This is a genomic window from Halobacillus sp. A1 (assembly GCF_024189295.1).
Lineage (GTDB): Bacteria > Bacillota > Bacilli > Bacillales > Halobacillaceae > Halobacillus_A.
Window position 1 is genome coordinate 142,609 of sequence record NZ_JAIZEN010000008.1, and the last position, 23,797, is coordinate 166,405.

The 23,797-nt window shown below is 42.4% G+C and carries 21 protein-coding genes and 1 riboswitch; of the genes, 10 read left to right on the forward strand and 11 right to left on the reverse strand.

Annotation, left to right across the window (positions count from 1 at the left end; all coding sequences use genetic code 11):
- The first annotated feature begins 709 nt into the window (after positions 1-709).
- Positions 710-1,699 carry a sodium:calcium antiporter gene (locus LF817_RS10820; RefSeq protein WP_253935823.1) on the forward strand — a complete coding sequence of 330 codons (990 nt, stop codon included), beginning with the start codon at positions 710-712 and terminating at the stop codon, positions 1,697-1,699.
- 862 nt (positions 1,700-2,561) lie between these two features.
- Here LF817_RS10820 and LF817_RS10825 read toward each other — a convergent pair.
- Positions 2,562-4,709, reverse strand: a complete 2,148-nt coding sequence (locus LF817_RS10825; protein ID WP_253935824.1) for an MMPL family transporter — start codon at positions 4,707-4,709, stop codon at positions 2,562-2,564.
- Positions 4,710-4,856: 147 nt separating this feature from the next.
- Between LF817_RS10825 and LF817_RS10830 the strand changes: the two genes are divergently transcribed.
- Positions 4,857-5,483: a uracil-DNA glycosylase gene (locus LF817_RS10830; RefSeq protein ID WP_253935825.1), complete on the forward strand. Its 627-nt coding sequence runs from the start codon at positions 4,857-4,859 to the stop codon at positions 5,481-5,483.
- 47 nt (positions 5,484-5,530) lie between these two features.
- Here the strand turns inward: LF817_RS10830 and LF817_RS10835 are convergent, their stop codons facing one another.
- Together LF817_RS10835 and LF817_RS10840 are read right to left on the reverse strand one after the other, a co-directional pair.
- The gene (locus tag LF817_RS10835) at positions 5,531-6,166 is read right to left on the reverse strand and encodes a hypothetical protein (protein ID WP_253935826.1); all 636 of its coding nucleotides are present in this window, start codon (positions 6,164-6,166) and stop codon (positions 5,531-5,533) included.
- Entirely contained in the window at positions 6,159-6,749 is a 591-nt protein-coding gene (locus LF817_RS10840) for a sigma-70 family RNA polymerase sigma factor (protein WP_253935827.1), read from the reverse strand. Before LF817_RS10840 ends, LF817_RS10835 begins: the two co-directional genes overlap by 8 nt.
- A 122-nt stretch (positions 6,750-6,871) precedes the next feature.
- Here LF817_RS10840 and LF817_RS10845 point away from each other — a divergent pair, with 122 nt between their 5' ends.
- Complete coding sequence (locus LF817_RS10845; protein WP_253935828.1) at positions 6,872-8,524, forward strand: YndJ family protein; 1,653 nt, start codon at positions 6,872-6,874, stop codon at positions 8,522-8,524.
- A gap of 24 nt (positions 8,525-8,548) precedes the next feature.
- Here the strand turns inward: LF817_RS10845 and LF817_RS10850 are convergent, their stop codons facing one another.
- From LF817_RS10850 to LF817_RS10865, 4 genes are all read right to left on the reverse strand, one after another.
- Entirely contained in the window at positions 8,549-9,943 is a 1,395-nt protein-coding gene (locus LF817_RS10850) for an ammonium transporter (protein ID WP_253935829.1), read from the reverse strand.
- Positions 9,944-9,970: 27 nt separating this feature from the next.
- Positions 9,971-10,312, reverse strand: a complete 342-nt coding sequence (locus LF817_RS10855) for a P-II family nitrogen regulator (protein WP_253935830.1) — start codon at positions 10,310-10,312, stop codon at positions 9,971-9,973.
- A 180-nt stretch (positions 10,313-10,492) separates the two neighbouring features.
- Complete coding sequence (locus LF817_RS10860) at positions 10,493-11,533, reverse strand: ribonucleotide-diphosphate reductase subunit beta (protein ID WP_253935831.1); 1,041 nt, start codon at positions 11,531-11,533, stop codon at positions 10,493-10,495.
- A gap of 12 nt (positions 11,534-11,545) precedes the next feature.
- On the reverse strand, positions 11,546-13,768 hold the full coding sequence (locus tag LF817_RS10865) for a ribonucleoside-diphosphate reductase subunit alpha (RefSeq protein WP_253935832.1): 2,223 nt from the start codon (positions 13,766-13,768) through the stop codon (positions 11,546-11,548).
- A gap of 151 nt (positions 13,769-13,919) precedes the next feature.
- Positions 13,920-14,099, reverse strand: a riboswitch (cobalamin riboswitch).
- A gap of 256 nt (positions 14,100-14,355) precedes the next feature.
- On the opposite strand from LF817_RS10865, the gene LF817_RS10870 reads away from it, so the two are divergent.
- From LF817_RS10870 to LF817_RS10880, 3 genes are all read left to right on the forward strand, one after another.
- Complete coding sequence (locus LF817_RS10870; RefSeq protein WP_253935833.1) at positions 14,356-15,036, forward strand: class I SAM-dependent methyltransferase; 681 nt, start codon at positions 14,356-14,358, stop codon at positions 15,034-15,036.
- Positions 15,037-15,398: 362 nt separating this feature from the next.
- On the forward strand, positions 15,399-15,962 hold the full coding sequence (locus LF817_RS10875; RefSeq protein ID WP_253935834.1) for a GrpB family protein: 564 nt from the start codon (positions 15,399-15,401) through the stop codon (positions 15,960-15,962).
- Positions 15,963-16,088: 126 nt separating this feature from the next.
- Positions 16,089-16,610 (forward strand): hypothetical protein, encoded by a 522-nt coding sequence (locus tag LF817_RS10880; protein WP_253935835.1) that lies wholly within the window; start codon positions 16,089-16,091, stop codon positions 16,608-16,610.
- A gap of 43 nt (positions 16,611-16,653) precedes the next feature.
- Here the strand turns inward: LF817_RS10880 and LF817_RS10885 are convergent, their stop codons facing one another.
- Positions 16,654-17,508: an alpha/beta fold hydrolase gene (locus LF817_RS10885; protein WP_253935836.1), complete on the reverse strand. Its 855-nt coding sequence runs from the start codon at positions 17,506-17,508 to the stop codon at positions 16,654-16,656.
- Between the two features lie 368 nt (positions 17,509-17,876).
- On the opposite strand from LF817_RS10885, the gene LF817_RS10890 reads away from it, so the two are divergent.
- The 3 genes from LF817_RS10890 to LF817_RS10900 all read left to right on the forward strand — a co-directional run bounded on the left by LF817_RS10890 (position 17,877) and on the right by LF817_RS10900 (position 19,490).
- On the forward strand, positions 17,877-18,083 hold the full coding sequence (locus LF817_RS10890) for a YuzF family protein (RefSeq protein WP_253935848.1): 207 nt from the start codon (positions 17,877-17,879) through the stop codon (positions 18,081-18,083).
- A gap of 12 nt (positions 18,084-18,095) precedes the next feature.
- The gene (locus LF817_RS10895) at positions 18,096-18,986 is read left to right on the forward strand and encodes a manganese catalase family protein (RefSeq protein WP_253935837.1); all 891 of its coding nucleotides are present in this window, start codon (positions 18,096-18,098) and stop codon (positions 18,984-18,986) included.
- A gap of 78 nt (positions 18,987-19,064) precedes the next feature.
- Positions 19,065-19,490: a pyridoxamine 5'-phosphate oxidase family protein gene (locus LF817_RS10900; RefSeq protein ID WP_253935838.1), complete on the forward strand. Its 426-nt coding sequence runs from the start codon at positions 19,065-19,067 to the stop codon at positions 19,488-19,490.
- 953 nt (positions 19,491-20,443) lie between these two features.
- Here LF817_RS10900 and LF817_RS10905 read toward each other — a convergent pair.
- The 3 genes from LF817_RS10905 to LF817_RS10915 form a co-directional block, all read right to left on the reverse strand.
- On the reverse strand, positions 20,444-20,755 hold the full coding sequence (locus LF817_RS10905) for an ArsR/SmtB family transcription factor (protein WP_371925038.1): 312 nt from the start codon (positions 20,753-20,755) through the stop codon (positions 20,444-20,446).
- Positions 20,748-21,659: a cation diffusion facilitator family transporter gene (locus LF817_RS10910; RefSeq protein WP_253935839.1), complete on the reverse strand. Its 912-nt coding sequence runs from the start codon at positions 21,657-21,659 to the stop codon at positions 20,748-20,750. The genes LF817_RS10905 and LF817_RS10910 overlap by 8 nt, the downstream gene beginning before the upstream one ends.
- A 114-nt stretch (positions 21,660-21,773) precedes the next feature.
- Positions 21,774-23,159: a DUF2254 domain-containing protein gene (locus tag LF817_RS10915; protein WP_253935840.1), complete on the reverse strand. Its 1,386-nt coding sequence runs from the start codon at positions 23,157-23,159 to the stop codon at positions 21,774-21,776.
- A gap of 142 nt (positions 23,160-23,301) precedes the next feature.
- Here LF817_RS10915 and LF817_RS10920 point away from each other — a divergent pair, with 142 nt between their 5' ends.
- Positions 23,302-23,745 carry a GNAT family N-acetyltransferase gene (locus tag LF817_RS10920; RefSeq protein WP_253935841.1) on the forward strand — a complete coding sequence of 148 codons (444 nt, stop codon included), beginning with the start codon at positions 23,302-23,304 and terminating at the stop codon, positions 23,743-23,745.
- The last annotated feature ends 52 nt before the right edge of the window (positions 23,746-23,797 follow it).

The window sequence follows — 23,797 nt, forward strand, 5'->3', positions numbered from 1 at the left end:
GCTGATAAAGAGCAGACCAATCCACATAGGATTTGGTCTGCTTTTTTTAAAATACAAACATGGAGGTTCTTAAGAATAAGTCTTAAACAAACTGGCAGGATACTTGAAGGCTTGAATTCGAGGCATTGGGTGAGTGGAGCAGGGCAGCGGGGAATGACTCGCTTTCCGTGGGAGCGCGGTGAGCTTCCTCGGACGTCCCGTCCTGCGGGATCTCACCAAGCACTCTCTTCCCACAGGAGTCTCCCCATTCCCCGCCGCCCCTCACTAAAGATGTACTTCTGGAAATCGCTTGAAAAAGATTCTGATAATGCTATTAGGAGCATCAAAATCCAGTGATCTAGGTATAGCATTTTTAGTTCTAAGATCCTCTTCACTTTTAGGTAAAGCGCCTTTGCATACAAAAGTCTCACTGGTTATTATTCAAAAGCCGTTATTTATAATGTGAAGCAGCGCATATGATGTTTCCGTTATCCTCACAAAAGCAAGAAGGACCGGGAAATTGCGAGACTTTCCCGGACCTTCAAGCACTATTCTTGTGGCGGAAATAGCACGGACGTCTCGAAACTGCGTCTTATAGGGAGCTTTAGTCACATTACAGTAGTAAGACTGCCTCCTCATAGTGATTGTCTTTTTTTTTGCAGTTTTATGTGTTGCTAATTGGGGAAACGTATCGGTATGCTAAAAGAGAGTAAATTAAGGAGATCAATTTATGAGTAATGTTATAGTATTTGGATTGTTTATATTAGCCGCAGTGGCTACTTTTTTTGTAGCTTCAAGGCTGACCATGTTCGGAGATGCGGTGAAAGAGAAGACAAAGGCATCTTCCTCATTTATGGGAATTCTAATTGGAGTTGCTATTTCTTTACCGGAATTAACGTCCAGTGTTACCGCTATTGCTATTGACGCTCCCGATCTGGCAGTAGGGAATTTGATAGGAAGTAATCTATTCAATATCATGGGGCTGGCAATTTTCGATTTAGTTTATCGACGTCATCAAGTGATGACCCATGCGACGGTTGAAAGTAAGTTATATGGGTGGCTCGTTATTCTATTAACGCTTATCGTACTTTTAGGGTTGAGCTTAAGTCTGCCAACTCATATTTTTCATATAAGTTATTCAACGATCGCGGTCGTTTTATTATATTTCATCGGTGCTAAATGGATTAATGATCGAACAGAATACAAAGGAAGAAAAATCAAACGCGAGATTAAACGGTATAAAGAGTATACGTACAAGCAAGTCGTAACCTACTTTGCTGCAGCAGCGGTAGGTATTATGATCATCGGTAGTGTGTTGACTATTACAGCTGAAAGAATCGCTACGATTACAGGTCTTGGTACGTCATTTGTCGGAGCGTTTCTCGTGGCGATCAGTACCTCATTGCCTGATGCTGTCAGTGTAGGGACGGCTTTAAAGCTCCGTCAATTCAACCTGGGCGTCAGTTCTCTTCTTGGAAGTAATGCCTTTAACCTGATGATTTTAGCGATAACAGACCTTATTTATTTACGAGGAGGATTGTTGAGTGAATCGGGTCCATCCAACTTAATTACCGGCGGCGTTTCCATCGTGTTTATTATGCTGATTATCTACAGTATTTCTCGAAAGAGAGGGAAGCCGACCTGGAGTTATTCGCTGCCTTCGATTTTGATCATAGTGGGTTATTTTGTCACCACGTTTTTTGTATTCCAAATGCGTTAAGAAAAGCTCCTCTGATAGTACACAGGTTCGGCAAAACTAACAATTGGTATAGTGAATTTCTTTATAATGTGAAAGCTTTTGCAATCACAAAAGGCTCGGTCGTCTATCGACCGAGCCTTTTAAAATGTAAAATTGAACTCGTTAAACTAACGCTCTCCTTTAGTGGAAGACTCAGTTTCGAGACTTATGTATGGGGATATGGTGGCTTTAGAAAACGGATCGCTTTCCGTGGGCATGTGGTGAGCTTCCTCAGGCTTCGCCTTCCGGGATCTCACCTACCATGTACATCCCACAGGAGTCTCACCGTTTTCTAAAGCCACCATCCGATTGGAAGGTGCTCGAAACTATACCAAGTTTAAAAGTATTAGCAATATATTGGGAATATTAGTAAAAAACTTGTATTCCAAGAGTCTATCCTTTCCTCGGATAACGGAAACATTTTTGTGGTGCTTCACTTAAAAAATAACTGCTCAGAAGTGATGCAAGAAAATATTTGAAACTACCTTAAAATGCAGGTTTATAACTAAAATGCTACATCCATACCACTGGAGTTTAATGATCCCACTAATATTAAGTAGTTATTTTTAAAACGATTTCGAGAAGCGCATATATAGGGAGGGGCGGCGGGGAATGGTGAAGACTCCTGTGGGAAGAGAGTGCTTGGTGAGATCCCGCAGGACGGGACGTCCGAGGAAGCTCACCGCGCTCCCACGGAAAGCGAGTCATTCCCCGACGCCCTGATCCACTCACCAAATGTCTCGAAATCAAGTCTCCACTATCCTGCCAGTTTGCTTAAGAATATTTTTTCAATAATTCCATTACAATTTACTACGCAATATAAGTAGAAAATTTCAGGTTACTATTACGAACGCTGTTTTTGTTGTTTAGGTACTTTTCTAAAAGGAAGCCACCAGTTCCAATCACCTAACAGCTTCATAAGGCTTGGAACGAGAAGCAGTCGTATAATGGTCGCATCTATAAAGATGGCAACTGCGATGCCGATACCGATTTGTTTAACAGGCACCACTCCTGTAAAGGCAAAAGCTCCGGTAATCACAATCATGATCAGGGCAGCGGACGTGATGATTTTACTCGTACTGGCTAGCCCATCTGCTGTCGCTTGCGTATTGTCTTTTGATTGTAAATAATATTCCTGAATTCTAGAAATAAGGAAGACCTCATAATCCATGCTGAGCCCGAAAACCAGGCTGAACACAATAACCGGCAGGATAAGGGCTATATCAGCTTCCTCCAGGCCGAAATGACCGCCCTGGAAAAGCCATACAAGCACACCGAATGTGGACATCAGCCCGACGATATTCATAAAAATAGCTTTTAAAGGAATGATGATCGACCGAAAAGCGATCGTAAGGATGATGAAGGTGGAAAGCAGTATGATCGCCAGAGCATAACCGACTTTCTCATAGATTTCTGTGTAGATTTCTTCGTTGAACTTCGGTTGGCCGCCAAAGCTTATCTCCTGGTCGAAGGTTTGTGAACTCCAGTCAGAGAGAAGCTCTTGTGCTTCAGATGAGTTAGCTGTTACCGACAAGTTGATCGGAATCATGAGCTGCTCCTCTTGAATGAATGGTTCAATAACTGGTTCCAACTGAGTACGAGAAGCTTCGTTTTCCACAGCTTGATAGAACTCTTCTGAAGATGAAATATCACTCGATGAGTAAATGGTATTTACCGAATCCACGATTTCCGGTTCGTTAAGTATCTTTTCAAGCTGTTCGATTTCCTCCAGTCCTGCTTGGTCAAGCCATCCATCGTCTCGTTGAACGAGGGCGTAGGCGGTACTTTCGCTATCACCCATAAATTCCTCATCGATTTGTTCGTAAGCTGCGCGGGACTCATAGCTCTCTGGCAGTGAACTGATGGTCGGAATCGTTAAGTTCATATTGAAAACAGGGAGGATGCCGATTACTAATAATGCGAGCGCGGTAAACGTGATGACAAGAGGGCGTTTCATGACGGCGTAAGCGAACTTTTTCCATCTTGCAGTGCTTCCTTCACTGACAGGAATAATCCTCCACTTATTCAAGTGAGGACCAGCAACATATAGAACGGCAGGAAGAAAAGTCAGGGACGCGAGAACAGCAACGATGATTACGATTGTCCCGCCAATTGCTATATTCATGAAAATATCGACCTGAATGACGCTCATTGCCCCCAATCCTATAAACACGCAGATGGCTGAAAATAGAATGGAACGTCCCGCTGTCTGTATCGTTATGATGAGAGCTTCTGTCTTCTCTTTGAACATCAGCTCTTCGCGGTATCGATTAATAAATAATAAAGCGAAATCGATACTTAATGCTAAGCCGATCATAGGAGCGATATTCAAAATAAAAATGGAAAGGTCCATTTGATTTCCAATAAGGGCTAATAATCCAAAACCGATTACGATAGTGATGCCGCCTATAATCAAAGGAAGCAGTGAAGCGACTACAGTGCCAAAAGCAACCACCAGGATAATAAGAGCTACCGGTACGCCAATCAATTCTGCGCGCTTTAAATCATCCTGGCTTGCTTTGTTAATATCCTCTGAAATGACTGGTGCCCCTGTAAGAATGGCTTCGTCTTCGTTTATGACGGATTGGATATCTTCAATAACTTTCTTTTGATCTTCTGGTTCATTCTCAAAGTTCAGCGCAGCGTAAGCAGATGACTCACTGTACATCGACTCGTCATCTAAAGGGGAAATTATAGAGGCGCCGACATCTAATTCTTCGATGCTGCTTAAGCTATCCTCAATGGATTGCACAAAAGAGGCATCTGTCTGTTCCCCTTTCTCGAATAGAAGGAGGAGAGTGGATTCAGGGAAATCAAAGGTATCTGTCAATTCTTGTTCAACTTGTTCATATTCACCATCCGTTCTAAAACCGTCTCCTTCTAATAATGAAGGGAGTTGAAGTGCAAAATATCCCAGGGCGAGGGAAGCAATCAGCCACAATGCAATAATCCATCTATAAGAACGAACAATTAACGAAGCTGTTTTTTTCATTTTTCATGATCTCCCTTTGCTATTTTATTTCTAATAAATCATACATCTAAATTTTCCAAATGAAAACATTATTACATGTCTAAAGGAGTGTTGGATTAGTGCCGGGGTGGTACATGATAATAAAACTAGTATATGGAGGACCAGATTATGCAATTACCAGAATACATAATCAATGAAGCCAATAAGAAGATGGAAGATGAAAAGGTGGAAGGGTTCGTTCTAGGGAATGGAAACCCTGAGGCTGATATTATGATTGTCGGTGAAGCTCCTGGCGAAAAAGAGGCTGTGGAAGGGGTTCCTTTTATCGGAAGAGCGGGCGATGAATTGGATAAACAGTTCGCCTATCTTGGGATTAAAAGGGAGGACGTCTATATTACAAGTGTGGTGAGAAGCCGCCCTTACAAGTGGGTAGATACTACAAAAAAAGGGAGTGGGGGGCGTCGTAAAGCGAATCGCAAGCCGAATCAAAGGGAAATTGCCGCGCATGCTCCTATTTTAGACTATCAAATTAATGCCATTTCGCCCCGCTTGATTATAGCTTTAGGCGGAGTAGCCCTTGAACGATTAGCGGGGAAGCAGTACAAAATTTCAGAGGTGCTTGGTGAGCTTATTGAAGGACCTGTCTATCAATGGGAAAATAATGAATATGTCTTAAGCGAAAAACCATATGCCGTGTTCCCGCTTTATCATCCTGCTGCTGTGTTCTATAATCCCGTTATCAAGAAAGATATTTATCATTCACTTGATAAGCTTAAAGAATATTTGAACCTTTGAAAATAACAAAGAGCCGCCCCGCTTTTATAAGAGGGTGCGGCTCTTTGTTATTGAGCGATAGGAAGAGAGTCCTGCTTTTGGAAAATATAATAATCCTTCTTTGTTGTTTCATGGCCCGTGCTTCGTCTGCTTTTAATCGCGATCACTTCATTCTCATCCATTCCTTCTACGCTGTAAATGTTCTCTTTAGACGTGATGGATTGCCTGCGTTGTAACTCAGCCGAAGTTTCAGGCTTTACAGTACCTATCGTTTCAACAAGCTTGGATTTTTCAATGGTTTCCCCAGTTTGAACAAACATCTCATCATTAAAGATGATGTAGGTGTGGCGCACCATTGTATAGGTTTGCTGTTCGCTTTGTGCGCTAGCCTGTTCAATCGTATGCTGGGCTTCATCATTCTCGATCAATTGCTGGCCTTTCATCTCAGTATGGACAGGGCGTTGAGATAGGGATGTTGTATCGTATTGGGAGGAATGAGAAGGCTGTACTTGAAAAATCATGAATATCAATACAGCAGCGGCCGGCATCGGTAAGGCAGACTTCTTCCATACTTTTGAATTCTTTGGCGCCTGATTCGTAGCCTGATTAAGCAGCTTATCCATCTCATATTCATCCATAGGAACTTGTTGATATTTAACATTATGATTCATCTTTTTTAAGCGACGGTCCATTAGTTCATTCATCTGTTGAGCTCCCTTCTGAAGCGATTTGCTCCTGTAATAATTGGCGGGCTCTGCGAAGTCTGGTTTTAATGGTATTCGGACTCACATTTATTAATTGAGACATATCCTTCACTTCGAATTCTTCGAAATAAAAAAGGATGATCACTTCCCTGTATTTATCTTCGAGCTGTAATATGTGTTGAAAGAGTTCCTCATCATTGCTCTTATTGATCGTATGCTGTTCGGGTGTTTCTGCTTGAGAAGGGAGGTTTTGAAATACCTCGGCCCCCTTTTTAAGTACCCTTCTGATATAGGAGCTTTTAAGATGGTCTTTGCACAAGTTGATAGTGATTTTGTAAAGCCATGTTTTTTCGGTGGAATTTTGGTTAAAAGTGGTATACTTTTGGTAGGCTTTGATAAACGTTTCTTGCGTAATATCTTCTGCGAGTGAATGATCTTTTACGTAGGAGTAAGCAAGCCACTTCAAATCGTGGCTGTATAAACGAATCCATTCTTCGATTTTCTCATTCAGTGATGCCGCGGTTTTATTGTTTTCTAAAGATTCCTGAGAACCTTCTTTTCCAAACGATTCGTTCCACCTCATAGAATAGACGACGCCCCTTCCGGCAAGGTTTTATCCATACCTGCTCGACTCACCTTGTATAATATTTCTAGCATAACATATGGTTTCCTAATTTGAATAAGCCAGATAGGAGAAATGAATTTATGAAGAAGCCTGGTTTAACGATGGCTGCAATTGGTGTGTTTATTATGTTCCTTTGGTTTGTTTTTGTTGAGACGACTATATTGGATGCCTCCTTGATCTTTGCTTTTCTCATACTTGTTCCACTCTTGCTTGAAGAAATCATTCAATCTCCCGAAAATAATCGAGCGGAACAGTGGATTTGGAATGTTATGCTTGCTTATCTGCCTTTTTCTGTAGCCGGTATGTTGGCGGTAGCGCTTCCTCCTGGTCTGAAATCTGGGAGTTGGGCGTTATTATGGTTCTTTTTCACTTTATTAATAGCTTTTGGAGGTTTGATGAGGTGGCTTGGGCGAGGCTGGTTTCCTATTCATGAAACCATCATCGATATCGGTTTAATCTATATAGCTGCAGGTGGAGTATGGTTTGTTTTGGCGAGTGTGGGAGTGGAGACAATCGCCGGGCAAATACAGGCGCTCCATTTCCATTATGCTGGTTTTGTTCTTCTGGTATTGATTGGATTGTTCGGCCGCTGGCTGAGTGCTTATAAAAAGACAGGCACGGGGCGGCCTTATCAAGTACTGGGGGTAGGTGTGGCTCTAGGGCCGTTATTTATCCTGAATGTATCTCACCAACACTTTCTAGGTTTTGTGGTCACTGCTGTCTACGTGTTGTTTCTCGTATGGCTTTGTTTATGGTGGCTCTGGTGTTCTGTGGAATTTAAAATGTGGCCTAAAATGGCGCTGCGGATCGCTTCTCTCCTTTTGATTTTGACAATGGGACTATCCATTATGTACAGGCTGGGTTTAGAGATGAACACTTATTGGCTGGGTGTAGGTGATATGACGAAGTGGCATGGTACGTTCAATGCGTTATTTTTTTCGTGGCTGGCCGTAGCGGCGTGGAGAAGCATTCATCCGGTGAAAGGTTATACATACACAAATTTTCCTGTAAGTCGGCTGCGTATTCGTGGATCATCAGATCATGTAAGTGAATGGAGAGCCAGGCATTTGTATGCGGAAGGATTGGTTCATGATCTCTCCTCTCATCAATCGGTGCATTTTGACCCTGGAAGTGTCCATACTGAAGTGCGTCGTTTTCTCGAAAAGACGACTGATTACAAAATGGGGATGACAGTGAGGTGGAGAAGAGGTTTCAATTTAATTGCAGTCCTTTTCCAAAGACTTAGACAAAGAGCGGGAGTAAACCGTATCGATCTATCCAGTTACCTTGAAGTGGAAGGGGAGGTCGTACCTGTTCGCGAGGGTAAAGACGGTAGAAAAAACGTCAAGGCATGGGTGAGGAAAAACATTGATACTAATGAAACGATGCTTACAAACTATTATTCTTCTCATCACCATAGGGGAAGGACATATATAAATATAGCTTATCCATTACCTGTGGGTGTCATAACAGTGGTTCAAATCCTCATAAATGATGGAGATGGCGGGCTCATCTTATCGAGCAGTTCGAAAGAGGATAGGAGAGGGGATGAGGGGGTATACCTATCTTTTGGCAATTGGACATTACGGACAATTTTGTGTGCTGATTTTCATGTGAGGGCTGAGCATCCCGGACGTCTTCAGGCCTGCTATAAAGTTAAGGTGGGCAAAGCTGCTTTGTTAAAAATTTCATATAGGATCGAGAAAAAAGAAAACCACCTGAAGCTCGGTTGAGTCGCTTCAGGTGGTTTTGGATGTTTATTGAGCGGGACGCTCTTCTTTCTTCGTTTTCGCGTGATCCAGACTATCCAGCCTGCTCAATAATCCGACACCAAAGTCTTTATCGACTGTAGGGTTCGGGTTTTCGTTGAAAATGCTCTTAGAAGATTCATAGGCACTTGATCCGTGCTCGGAGAAGTCCAGTCCAGAAATTTCTTCCTCACGGGAAACGCGAATACCGAATGCAGATTTAAGGGCGAATACTACGATAGCCGTCATCCCCATTGTCCAAGCTACAACGGCTAGAATACCGATAGCTTGGATTCCGAGAAGTGAAAAACCACCGCCATAGAATAGTCCGCCTTCTAATGCAAAGAATCCGACAGCCAACGTACCCCAAACTCCGCAAAGACCGTGGACAGCGATGGCTCCGACTGGATCATCGATGTGGAGTTTACGGTCAAGCAGTTCTACACCTTCTATGAGGATGACTCCGGCAATCAAACCAGTTGCGATGGCGCCAAGCGGGGAAAGATCGCCTGTCCCTGCCGTAATACCCACTAACCCGGCTAATGCACCATTTAATGTAAGAGTAGCGTCCACTCGTTTGTATTTCAGCTGTGAATAAAAACCAGAACCAATGACCCCTGCAGAAGCAGATAATAGAGTAGTAGCTACAACGGCAGGGATAAGCGTCGGATCGGCTGCCAGCGTACTGCCGCCATTAAATCCGAACCAGCCGAACCAAAGGATGAACACACCTAATGCACCTATTGGAATGTTGTGACCCTGGATGACGTTGACTTTGCCTCCGCTGTATTTACCTAAACGAGGTCCAAGGAACATGACAGCAACGATGGCGCCTAATGCACCAGTCAAGTGAACAACAGTCGAACCTGCGAAGTCCACGAAACCTAATTCAGCTAACCAGCCGCCGCCCCATACCCAGTGACCGACTACTGGATAAATGAAAGCTGTCATGGCTACAGTGAGCATCAAGTATGAGCTTAGTTTGATACGTTCAGCGACAGCACCAGATATGATGGTCGCACATGTTGCTGCGAACACAGCCTGGAAGACAAAGAAACCCATTTGGTCTTCGTGTCCGCTAAGTAGAAATCCATCTAGACCTATGAAACCTCCCCCAGAAGCTCCAAACATAATTCCATAACCCACAATAAAATATAAAGTGGCGGCGATAGACATCGTCATAAAGTTCTTCATGAGAATGTTTAACGCATTTTTTGAACGTGTAAAGCCTGCTTCAACCATCGCGAATCCAGCGTGCATGAAAAATACGAGGAAGGCGGCAATCATGATCCATACCATATCAAGCGATTCTAGTACAGATGCGGCAGTAGCTTCTGTTTGAGCACTAGCAGCTACTGGAAAGCTAAAGGAGGCTATTAATAATAACGGGATAATTTTTTTCATCTTTTCATAACATCCTTCCGAATAAAATTAGATAAGTGCAGCTTTTCCTTTTTCTCCCGTGCGGATTCGGAACACTTCGTCGATAGTGGAAACGAAAATTTTCCCATCTCCCACTTTGTCTGTAGCACAAGTGCTGGTAATCACTTCGACAATGTCTGTAACTTCGTTATCTTCGACTACCATTTCTACTTTCACTTTCGGATATAGCTTCACTTCGTAACGATTACCTCGAAAAATCCCTTCCTGTCCTTTTTGTTGGCCGCAGCCAGCAACTTCAGAAACCGTCAGCCCTTTGACGCCTAAAGTATCGAGATTTTCTCTTAATGATTGAAAAGCTTCAGGGCGTATGATGGCCTCCAATTTTTTCATCGTTAGTATCCTCCTTTAGTTATGTTAGTTTTCTTCACATATTGGGTAATGTTAAAACTTACTATAAATCAAATTTTCAGAAAAATCAATACCAATTATCTATTTAATGTTAGAAAAGTTGACATAAATAAAAATCCCGTGTCATTTATGGAAAAATGACACGGGATTGAAAAAATAGAATTATAAATCGTCAAATCCGTTATCTTCGGAAACTTTTGTATACTGTCTGGATTTTTGCTCAAAAAAGTCTGATTTTCCTTCATCGACTTCCTGATAGGCACGAATCCACTTCAGTGGGTTTTCTTCATATTCAGGAAAAGGCTTTTCGGCTCCCATCAATTTGCAGCGCTTATTTGCGATATATCGAATGTAATCCTCTAAATCATCTATTGGAATGCCGGGGAACTCATTACCGATAATGTGATGGGCCCACTTGATTTCTAAATCTACGGCTTCTTTAAAGGTTTCCGTTACGAATTTTTCATACCATTCGCGGTCAAGCTGTGGGTTTTCATTCAGCGTTTCTTTAAAAATATGGGCGAATAAGTTGACGTGAATCTGCTCGTCCCGGTTAATGTAATTGATCATAGTACTTGTCGAGACCATCTTTTGGTTTCGGGCCAAGTTGTAAAAGAAAGCAAATCCTGCATAGAAAAACAGGCCTTCCAATACGACATCGTACACGACTGATTTCAAGAAATTCTCAACAGAGGGCTTGTCATCGAATTGTTCATACCCATCGGTGATGAATTTATTCCTTTCTATTAAAATGTCATCATGCTTCCAATATTCAAAAATCCGTTCCTGTTCAACTTGGTCAACAAGAGTGGATAATACATAAGAATACGACTGGTTGTGCACCACTTCCTGAAAAGCGAGCACCTGCATCAGGGCTGAAACACTAGAATCGGTCAGGTAGTCGGCGATTTTTCCAGAATAATCAGTTTGGATCGAATCTAAAAAAGCGAGCAGGCCGATAATCTTTTTAAAAGAAACCTGTTCCTGTTCTGAAAGTTCCGGCCATTGTTTCAAATCATTGCTCATATTGATTTCACTTGGGATCCAGAAGTTAGCGAGCATCGTTTTGTACATAGGGTAAGCCCATGAATAGCGCGTATTATCCCAGTTCAACACGTTCGAACTCTGGCCATTCACCATGCCTGTTGATGCGTTGGGTGCCTTATGATCGACAAGCTTGCGTTTCTGTATAGTATGGTCCATCATGTTCCCTCCTTAAGATGAGCAGCTTTCGCACTCATCAAAATTACCCTGGCTGGATGTCGAGCGTGTATAATACGTCGTTTTTAATCCAGATTTCCATGCGTCTAAATGAATGGCAAGCAGCTCTTTAGCTTTGATTGAATTCTTTACGTATATATTGAAAGAAATCGATTGATCGATATACTTTTGACGAGCAGCGTTTTGTTTAATACTTGCATGCTGATCGACGTCATAAGCAGATTTATAGTACCAAAAAGTAGCAGGGCTCAATTCAGGTGCAGTTACTGGTATTTTGAAATCCTTCTTCTCCTCGGAATAAAACTTTTTGAAAATCGGATCGATACTGGCTGTGCTTCCTGCAATCAAGGAAGTGCTGGAGTTCGGGGCAACCGCCATTAGGTAACCATTCCTCATTCCATTTTGACGGACTTCCTGCTTGAGTGATTCCCAGTTGTACTTATTGTCTTGGTCAAACGCCCGTTTAACAAAAAATTCTCCCGTGTCCCAGTCGGAGCCTTCAAAAAATGGGTAGCTTCCTTTCTCTTTAGCCAGCTGGCTGCTCGAGCGGATTGTGTAATATGAAATTTCCTCATATACGTCGTTAGCGTAACTCACAGCCTCATCGGATTCCCAGGCGATTTTTTTCTTCGCAAGCAGGTGCGCCCACCCGAATGTGCCTAAACCGACCCCTCTATAAGACTGGTTGGTCAATTGTGCCTGCAGGACGGGTATAGTATTTTGATCGATGACGTTATCAAGCATTCTTACTTGGATAGGAATTAATCTAGGGAGGACGTCCGCTGTTACTGCCCGTCCTAAATTGATACTTGATAAATTACAGACTACGAAGTCTCCTGGAGTCTTGACTGTAATGATTTTACCGTCTTGAACTTTTTGTTCCTCCTGCTTGGTCGCGCTCTGGTTTTGTGTGATTTCTGTGCACAGGTTACTGCAATAAATCATCCCCTGATGACTGTTCGGGTTCATGCGGTTGACTTCATCTCGATAAAACATGTAAGGGGTTCCTGTCTCCAATTGTCCAACCATAATCCGTTTCATGATTTCGATCGCAGGGACCTTCACTTTAGTGAGCTGTTCATTTTGTACGCACGCGTTATAACGTTCGCGGAAGGAGCCGCTGCCACGGGTTTCGTCATAATAATCTTCAAGTGAGTAACCCATTACCTTACGAACTTCATGAGGGTCGAATAAGAACCAGTCTTCTCGATCTTCAACAGCTTCCATGAATAAGTCAGGAATCGAAACACCGGTAAAGAGATCGTGCGTACGCTGACGCTCATCACCATTGTTCAAGCGGCTGTCGAGAAAAGGAAAGATATCTTTATGCCAAACGTCCAAGTATACGGCAACGGCACCTTGACGCTGTCCGAGCTGATCAACGCTCACCGCCGTGTTATTGATTTGTTTCATCCATGGAAGGACGCCTGAAGAGACCCCTTTGAACCCTCTGATGTCACTACCGCGGCTGCGTATTTTACCTAAGTAGACGCCGATGCCGCCTCCGTGCTTACTTAAGTTGGCGATGTCAGTATTACTGTCATAAATGGACTGGAGGCTGTCATCTATCGTATCAATGAAGCAGGAACTCAATTGACCGTAGCGTTTACCTGCATTAGCTAATGTCGGTGTAGCAACGGTCATATATAGCTGACTGAGTGCCCAGTAAGATTCTTTCACTAATTCCAGACGACGGGATGGGGTTTCGTGAGCCATCAACACCATCGCTATGATCATAAAACGTTCCTGTGGAAGTTCATAAACCAGCCCCGATTTAGAGCGGGCCAAATAGCGGTCTCCGAGTGTTTTCACTCCGATATACGTAAACAGTGCGTCCCGTTCAGGAACAATCGCTTTCTCAAGCTCGTCCATTTCCTCGTGCGAATAAAGACTGAGGAGGTTCGGGTCATAAATGTCTTCACGGACTAATATTTTCACTAAATTATGCAGTCCTTCATATGCGTTGGCAGCGCCGCGGTTGACTGCCGATTCTTCATACATCTGCTGAAGATGTATACGGCTGGCCAAATACGTCCAGTCGGGAGCCGTTTCGCTTATTTCAGCCAAACATTCGAGAATCAGTGAGTAAGCTTGTTCATTTTTATCTCCTGCTGCGTTTTTAGCTTTTTCTATGATGCGTCCCATTGATAGAGATGGGAAATCATTGGCTCGTTTCTCCAACCAGTTTTGCCAGTGTGTTGTTACTACAGTAGTCATGCCATCGCTCCTCTTTTATCATAAAAATAAATAATTCAATAAAAAAATCCGCTCATGGGAGTGAGCGGATGAAACCATGCAATGAAGCGGGTTCAATAAGATAACCGCCTTCATTCCATCGCCTCATCTTCTCAGTCCCCGAAGAAGTTGAAACTTTTGCGAAGGAAGACAGGTCTCCTGACTCACACCCGATTCTACTCCGGACCTTCCCATGCTGGATTCTGCACAGTGGATCATTCCGTTTCGCGAGTGCTTACAGTTGCGGGGGCAGTTCTGGATTTCAACCAGATTCCCTTTTAAGCCTTGTGGCATCTTCTGTTCGCGGATACTATATATGGTGTTTTCATTGTGATTGATTAGCTTATATTGTGTTATTAAGCATAACTGAGAATGTTCTAATGTGCAAATCTTTTTGAACAGCCGGACAAGTTTTTCGAGGTGACAATCTTAGAATTTGATAAACCTTTTATATTCTAACGAAAATATGACCAATGTAAAAGGGGTAGGTGCAAAGATCGAAATCGTTTCACGCAAAAGGTCCCGGTACCTGTTATTATAAAAGTATGTAAACCGCAGGAGGGATTGGAATGACATTTAACTGGCACAAGGAAGCGGAAAAGCAATGGGACGAGCGTGCGGGCTTTTGGAATGCGAATAGTGAGAACATGTGGGATACCGGGAGCAGGAAAACAATCATTCCCTTTTTTAAAAAACATATAAAACAAGGAAGTACGGTCGCTGACCTCGGATGCGGCGATGGCTACGGTTCCTTTAAATTAGAAAAAGAAGGCTACCATGTCACCGGCCTGGATATTTCTGAAGATATGATCCGCCGGGCAAAGTCGAGACTTGAACATGAAAGGCTTCAATTCGTCCAGGGGGACTTAGTCCATCTCCCTTTTGAAGAGGAACGCTTTGATGCCATTATGGCAATCAACTGTTTAGAGTGGGTAGAGGTGCCTTACGAAGGGCTTCAAGAGATGAAGAGGATCCTTAAGCCGGGCGGCAAACTTTGTATTGGTGTGTTGGGACCTACGGCAAAACCGAGGGTGAACAGCTACCGGCGCGTCTATGGAGATGAGGTAATATGTAATACGATGATGCCGTGGGAATTGGAAGAAATGGCACTGGAAACAGGGTGGCATCTTGAAGGAGGCTACGGGGTTTTCAAGCGTGAGGTGGAAGGAAAGGATGTCTCTTTTCTCCCTAAAGATTTGCAGCAGGCCTTAACGTTCATGTGGGTATTCATTTTTGAGAAGGATAAGTGACTAGGAGTAATAAAAACATACCTAAGTTAAAAAAACGATGCCCTTGATTTTTAATCATTGCGGATATAGGAGTTATATGGATTACTCGGGAGAAGGGGCGTTTGGAAACGACTCGATTTTAAAGACTAAAAGGTTTGAGAAGCAAAAAAGGGAATTGGTGAAGAATGTAGAATATTATCTTTATATATAACTAGGTGAATCAAGTGGACACAAACACTGTTTTTCCTTGTAACCGGTTTTGCTCTCAAGCCTCAGTTTATGAGTGAGGAAGATTCATGTATGCGTAGTTATTAATCGAGGAATATTTTAAATGTTGCACGAAAATAGTGATACCTGACGGAGTGAAATATGGTGGAGTAATTATGACTTTGAGGCATCGATTTGCGATCCTAGCGAGGAGGTTAATCAGGATTAGAAAAGTAGAAGTCAGACCTTTTGATAGGCGATGGGAAAGTAAGTTCAGACAAGAAGCGTCAGCTATAGAAGGAATTTTCGGGAGACACTTAGTTGACATTCACCATATAGGCAGCACGGCAATAGAAGGTATGAAAGCCAAGCCGATCATCGATATCATGCCCGTATTGGATAATATCAATCGAGCAGACGATTATACCCCGGACATGGTAGCCTCAGGTTATGAAGGGTTGGGGGAAAACGGTATACAAGGCCGTCGTTTTTACCAAAAAGGGGGAGACGAACGCTCCCGTCATGTTCATATATTTGAAGCGGGTCACCCTGAAATTGAAAGGCATTTAGTATTCAGGGATTACTTGAGGAGCCATCCTCAAGATGCTGCAGCTTATGGTGAATTGAAAGAGCGTTTGGCTCACGATTTTCCTCATGATATAGAGAGGTATATTCAAGGCAAGAAGAGCCTTGTCGGTCAAATCGAAGTTCGTGCGTTCGAGTGGTTTCGAAAGTTGTGATTTCGAATAGGCCAGCGATGAGAGTGGGAGTATCCTGCAATAATTCCTTTTAGAAAAGCTGAAAGAAAATGAAATCTTTGAAGTTTAGATAATCGAGTGCAGAATATTTAGGGGAGCGAAGCGCAAATGTTTTCTCAAGAGGTTAAGCAGCGTATTCAAAGAGTTTTAAATCAAGAAAATGAACAGGTATCCGATGATTACATAGGCAGGTTGACGAAGGTGGAAGTCATGGATCTTTACCTTCAAGATTATGGACAGTGCATTTCCCCGAAAGAAATCAGGAGGGTCATTCTTGATATTTTCGGAGTGAATTTAGAAGGAATATCAGCGCTCGAGAAGCTGAGGATTTCACTTTTTTCAAAAGGACAGTGGATTGCTCAGAATAAGAAAGACTTATTCATCGTATATACTGGTGCAAATGACAAAGACGTAAAGATCTCTCCTACCGCTTATTTCACAAAAGAGACGGGACTAATTCAAGTCCCTAACGCTTTGAACCAAAGGCTGAAAGCATTAGGGTATCATCAATTGGAAGATGGGTCTTGGTTCTATGCAGAGCCTCATGGTGGAAGTGTTTCTTTAGCCTTTAAAGATCAAACGATCGCAGCGATTGGTGAAGTTGTGATGACGACATTTAAAGAAATATAACGAAAACCTCGCAATCCACATGGCTTGCGAGGTTTTGAACATTTTAGTGAATGTTCCATAAAAATTCAGCAACAGATTGATCAACACCTGTATGTTCATGAAGGCCGGAATGAGTAGCTCCTTTATCACGGAAAGTTTCTTTTTTGTAATGACTATTAGGTACAATACCTTTGATTCCATGAGCGCTCTGTGCCGTGACGAGACCATCCCATTGCTCGGAGCTTTTATCTTCCTCGTTAATGACTCCAGCGATCGAAAAGGTTTGAATATCTTCGTCAAAGTTATCTTTACTGTTAAGCATGGTAAGGAGTGCGTTGGATTCCACTTGGAGATCCACTGTGGCTTCTCCTGTATTCAAGGCAAAATAATCTTCCTGACCGATCCCTAAAAATGGGCTTCCGATCGTAACAAGCTTCTTTACATCAGGATAATTTCCTTCCTGGTTATTCAGCAGGAAATTAGCAGATGCCAAACCTCCCATGGAGTGGCCCACAAGGTTTACCTGATCGACAGAAAAATGTTCCTTTAAATCAGTCAGAATCTTCTGCATCCAGTTCGTCTGCTGAGCAATACTGGCTCTGTTATTTTCGAATATCACCTGGATAAAAGGGTTTGTTTCTGAAGGGATTCCTCCATGAATTTTTACGTCACCTGAAGCAGTAACGTAGACGAGCATACGTTTTTTACCCCAATTGTTGTTCTCAAACCGGTCCAGCATCGTATTAAATGAGCCGTGACCTCCCTTAAATCCGTGCACAAATACCGTGGGTGTCGTGTCCATCGGTTTTTCTGAACGAGTAGGTGTGGAATTGGAAAAAAAGATGGAACCGCCCAGCAAGAAAGATAAAACGGTTAGAAGTATGAACTTGTATTTATGGTTCATAATTTTGTAAAGCATGGTGGTCCTCCCAATATCATCTTCCTCAAGTTTAATACAAATTTCTACTTTAATAAACCTTATATTTCATTATTGTTACAAATGTTACAAAAACATGTGCTGTATCTTCTTGATTATTTGTTCTTTTCCCCATGATCATACACTTTCCAATATCAGCGATTATAAAACGTAAAGAAGCGCTCACCAGGAAAGTAAGCGCTTGTTAAATAAGTTTGCTAATAAAGCTTTATGTGATAGAGATGTCCTTTGGCCAAGATGAAAAAAATTTCTACTCCTAATAAGTTGTCCGTATTTTATGAATGAAGAGCTATCGCATCTTCATATGTATAAAAGAGTATGGAAAAGGAGTGATAAAAGTGAATAACCCCATGTTTTTAAGTCTGTACGATCCCTATGTTGTTCAAACATTGCAATCCGTAAGCGGTTCTTCCGTTACTGTTCAGACGACTCACGGATCAGTGAGAGGTAAATTAACGAACGTGATGCCTGACCATATTGTTGTGGAAAATAGCGGTACGCCTTTTTTCATTCGTATCCAGCAGATCATCTGGGTCTTTCCGACAAATGAAGCGTAAAGGAGTGAATGTATGTTCCAACGTAAAAACAAGTTATTGATCGAATTGCCTGTGCCCGAATATGGAGATAAAAACGCTGCAGCAGCTGTTCAGGAACTTCTTGGGGGGAAGTTCGGAGAAATGTCGACATTAAACAATTACATGTACCAGTCCTTTAATTTTCGCGGGAAGCGGAAGTTAAAGCCCTTTTATGATTTAGTGGCGAGTATCACAGCTGAAGAACTAGGGCATGTCGAGCTTGTCGCCACGTCAATCAACTTACTGTCCAAGAACATTACATTTTCGGGAGACCCGAATATTGCTCCATTGCAAGCTGGTAAGGACGCGCGCAATACATATCAATTTATTGCGACCGCCCAGACCGCTCTTGCAGGTGATTCCATGGGCAGGGCTTGGACCGGAGATAATGTGTTCAACAGTGGAAACTTAGTCCTTGATCTCTTGCATAACTTCTTCCTGGAGCTTGGAGCGAGGACGCATAAAATGAGAGTATACGAAATGACGGACCACCCGACGGCAAGAGAAATGATCGGCTATTTGCTGGTTCGTGGAGGGGTGCATGTGCTTGCTTACGCTAAAGCGATTGAAATCATTACAGGCGTTGATGTGAAAAAGATGCTCCCTGTCCCGGATCTCAGCAACTCTAAATTCGATTACGCGCGTAAATATGAGGAACAGGGATTGAATAATGTACTCTATACGTGGAGCGACAACGATTATCAGGACATCAGGAAAATCTGGAAGGGAGAGAACCCCGAAACAGGTCAGCGGCTTCACGTTATAGATGGCAGTCCTAAAGGAGCCCCTATGCCTGACTTGGATGATCTGCCGGAAGAATTCGCGCCAGGAATTGACCCCGATGATTTTCAGAAAATCGCTAAAAAGTTGATGGAAAATTTATAAACGCACATAAAGATGTTTATATTTACCTTTCAGCAGGAAAACTAAGAGTAAGTTTTTCATACTGAAAGGAGAATTCCATTGAATCAAGAAGAATTGAAGAAGAAAATTTATAATATTATGGATCAACATAAAATCGGCACGCTGGCTACTGTAAAAAAAGGTAAACCTCATTCCCGGTACATGACATTTTCCAATGATGATGAATTTACCTTCTACACCCCGACGAATAAGGATACTCATAAAGCAGACGAAATCGAGGAAAATCCTAACGTTCATATTCTGATCGGTTATGAGGGTGAAGGATTAGGGGATTCTTATTTGGAAGTGGAAGGTCAAGCCAAAATCCGTGATGACCAGAAAATGAAAGACTGGCTTTGGAGCGAACCAATGGAGCGCTGGTTCACAGGTAAAGGCGACCCGGATTATATCGTTCTGGAAATTTATCCTGAAAGCATCCGTTTAATGAATGCAGAAGGTGACACTCCGGCAACGCTTGATTTATAAGAGGGCTGACGGATTCCGTTTCCTATAGAACACGTAATGAAAATGCCTAACAAATTGTTTATCAATTTGTTAGGCATTTTTTACTGTTATAAAGGTTTATATCCGTTTTTCGAGCAGGAATTTGCTGAGAGGATACGGGCGGCGGGGAATGACTCGCTTTCCGTGGGAGCGCGGTGAGCTTCCTCGGACGTCCCGTCCTGCGGGATCTCACCAAGCACTCTCTTCCCACAGGAGTCTCCCCATTCCCCGCCGCTCCTCACTATATATGCGCTACTCGAAATCCACTTAATAAGAAAATTCTTAATTTAAGAGGGAGAATCACACCCTGGAGCAACGGTTAAAATGTACTCCCACAAATTTAATTTAGTTTACGTCTCTTCCTATGCAAGGTGGATAAGAAAATGGAGATATTTCAATCCATGCTCTCTCAACACATAACGACAGAGGAGACTTTGTTTACTTCTGTGCGATAAGGAAACATCAATCCCACCGTTCTTCGTGTTCTCCTTTTTCATCGCTAACTCAGTCCAGTCCATACGCCGCTGACCAAAGCGCTTCTGCTTTTAATAAAGAGCCTCCAGCTTTCCAACTCCCCCATTCGATAGAGGTGAAAAACGAACTCTTTTATCAAGAAAGAGGTCCTCTATATGGCTGTCGGGTGATAAGATGGCGCTTTACATCTTTAACATAGGACACTTGTTATGAAAATTAGCAAATATTTGCTTTTTCTTGAAGCGGTTTCTAGATACTTATTAGGCAGAGGGGCGGAGGGAAACGGTGAGACTCCTGGGGGAGGAGCGGGACAGGTGAGACCCCGGAGAGCGAAGCTCGAGGAGGCTCAGCGCCCGCCCCCCGGAAAGCGATCCGTTTCCCGGAGCCCCTAAATTCTCATTATGTCTCGAAATTGAGAATTTACAATACTGATATGCAAATTGGATCCAGGTTCAGACTTCTTAATGGTGAAGGGCGTGCTGGATCATTTGCTGAAGCACATTGATGACGTGCTCATCATCGTGAGAGTAATACATTGTCGTGCCTTCTCTCCGATATTTGACGAGCCGTAGGTTTTTTAAAAAGCGCAGCTGATGCGATACAGTCGACTGCCTCATTTTCAGGTTCTCGGCAATGTCATTGACGCTGTATTCTTTTTCAAAAAGAAGATTTAATATCCTGACACGCGTAGGATCGGATAAAGCTTTAAAGGTTTGGGTGACGACAAATAACGTTTCTTCGTCCAAGTCTTTTGAATAAAGTGGATCATCCATGGTGCTGGCCTCCTTCATCTTCATCATGCATAGCACAGTATTCATCTTCGTATTCTATTTCTATTGTGATGTGGTCGAGATGAATGGAATCAATGATTCCTTTGACTTGTTCCTTGATGGCATAAACCTCTTCTTTTCCAGCAGAAGACGGTACGACGACGTGGGTGGAGAAAGCGTGATGCTCGCCATCGAGTGACCATAAATGTGTATGGTGAGTGGACTGTACGTCAGGAAGCTGATTCATTTTGTTTATAATATCTTCAAGGTCGATATTTTCCGGTACGGCTTCTAGGAATAGGCGCATCGTTTTAATTAAGTTTACAATAACGTTATATAGAATATAAAGTGTAATCCCGATCGAAGCTAAGGGATCTAAAATAGGAAGGTCTGCAAATGTCATAATCACACTTACAATAAATACAGCGACCCATCCTAAAACGTCCTCCAATAAATGCCAGGTCATCACCTTCTGGTTCATCGATTCTCCACCTCGTAAACGGAACACAGCTGCTCCATTTACTAAGATCCCTAACACAGCGAGCCCCATCATCCCCAGCGTATGGGGCTGCTCTGGATCCATCAGCCGCGGAATGGCTTCCGTTAATATGAAGATAGAACCCACGACAAGCACGGTGCTGTTAATAAGCGCCGCTAAAAGGGAAAAACGTTTAAATCCAAACGAAAAGTGCTGCGTTTTCTTTTTCTGCGAGAATTTTTGAAGGAACCATGCGAGACCTAAAGAAATAGAATCTCCAAGGTCGTGTAACGCATCTGAAATAATAGCCATACTGTTGGTTAGGATACCGCCGATCAGTTCAATGATCGTAAAGCCTAAGTTTAAGAAAAAGGCTACTTTAATATTTCCGGTTGTATGGTCGTGATGATGGTGGTGATGGTGTCCCATGTACAATTCCCTCCTTATTTCAATATATGTGTATATGTACATATATAATATTAAAGTGTTAAGTAAAAGGTGTCAAACTACAAAAAGTCAGGCTGGAGTACAGCCTGACTTTACTTAAGTGTTTGAATTAGCATTAGGATAAAACTTAGCTTCTATTCTTGGATACTCGTCCTGGTGGCCAGTCACTTCAGCCATGTTTCGGATCGCTCGTAATAAGAAAGTTTTATCTAATTCGTAGATGACCTCGGTTTCGATGTGGTCCATAGTATTGCATGCGAATTCCCATAAGGCATCATGCTTCGATTGGTCGATCGATTGAGCGACCATCGTCAGGGCTTCAATAATATCTGTGATGATGAGATGGTTTTTGGCAGCGTAATGTCTAATGAACCCAAATCCGCGGTATATATAATAGTCAAACGTTTCTTCTTTTAATATGATTCTTACTTGATCTTCATTATCTTTCAGGTAAGGGCTGAAGGTAATGTAGTTATCGACCGTCAGCATAAGCTCCGCCATTTGATGGATCGTGTTCGAAGCAGTTTTAGGGTCATCATTTCCGAGTCCTTTTATGGCGATTTCAGCAAGCTTATGCATCCCCATTTGCAGATCCTGTACTTCTGTTTCTTTATGGCCAGTTTCCACCATTTCGTAATATTTGGATTCATCGATTTGATCGGAACCGGGTCCCCAGTAGGTGATAAGCTCATTTCCTGCTAGTGTATAATCTCCTACACGGGATTCAAGTTGAATGATGATATCATCTTTTCTAGCTTCTTCGAGCATCAGATTATAATTTATTAATTGAAGGTACCCTGAATCTCTGGCAAGTACATGATGCTGCGTTTGGCGGTAGTTTTCTTTAAGGTCTCCCGGTTCACTGGTTCGGTGAACTTCCAAGTCTTTTCTTAATGTATCATAAATGATTTCTTTAGAGACGTTTTTCATGCTGAACGTAATATTGTGCACTTGCATCCACGTTGTGGCATGGTTGATGAAGTATACGAAAACAACAGCCGTAATAAAGGCTAATAACACCGTCATTACAGGAATAGCTACAAAAATGTCTGTTGATGAAGTTCCGATGAAGAGGAATGTAATCAGTACATAGACGAAACTCCCGTTAAAAATACCGAGTGCGTGCTGTGTCTGCTTGTCCGCGACGAAATTCAGCAGCATGCGAGGAGAGAACTGTCCACTGAACGTAGTCAATACAACGAGTAATGAGTTCAGCGTGAAGGCGCTGAGTGTCAATATTCCGCTGATCAAAGTGCTGACAAGCGTTCTTGTCGCTGAAGCTTCTATGTGTATAGCAGATGGTGTCATTTCCGTTATTCCAATTTGTATGTCTATCACTATGGTGAAAGCTACTAAAAAGAAAGCCAGAATGATATAGACGAGAGGCATATACCATAATGTCGTTTGGATCTCTTGTCTTCTTACTCTTTTGGACATATTAAAATATTTACTTAATGATATCGGGAGAATTTTAAGAAACATTAGTGGTGGCCTCCTATTCTGATATAATAATTTTTTTGCTAAACCTTATATTCCCCACGAATGTGGTTTTAAACAGAAAAATGCTATAAAATCCGAAGTAAGGTGTAAGGGATTTAAATCTAAAGAGAAGCGGGGTTTCAACATGTGGTACAAAAAAGCATTTGAAGAGCTGACAAAAGATGAGTTACATAGGATTTTTCAAGAAAGAGTCAAGGTTTTTGTCGTAGAACAAACTTGCTATTACCAGGAAGTAGATGGGCAGGACGATGACTGCTTACATATATGGAAAGAAGAAAATGGAAGGATTGTAACCTACTGCAGAATCGTACCTCCTGTAAAAGACGGCGATTCTTATTCAATAGGCAGAGTCTTAGTTGAAAAGGAATCGAGAGGGAGGGGGCTGGGCCGTGAAATCATGGAGAGAGCTATTCACATTATAATAGAAGAAATAGGAGCGAAAACTATCGCCCTTCATGCCCAGGATTACTTGAGAAACTTTTATCGGTCATTCGGTTTCGAGGAAATGACGGATGTTTATTTAGAAGATGACATACCTCATGTGGATATGCTGATGCACGTTAGATAGGGACACTAAATGTTTTGTATCGAGATTGTTGTGGAAAATACCCTAATGTCAA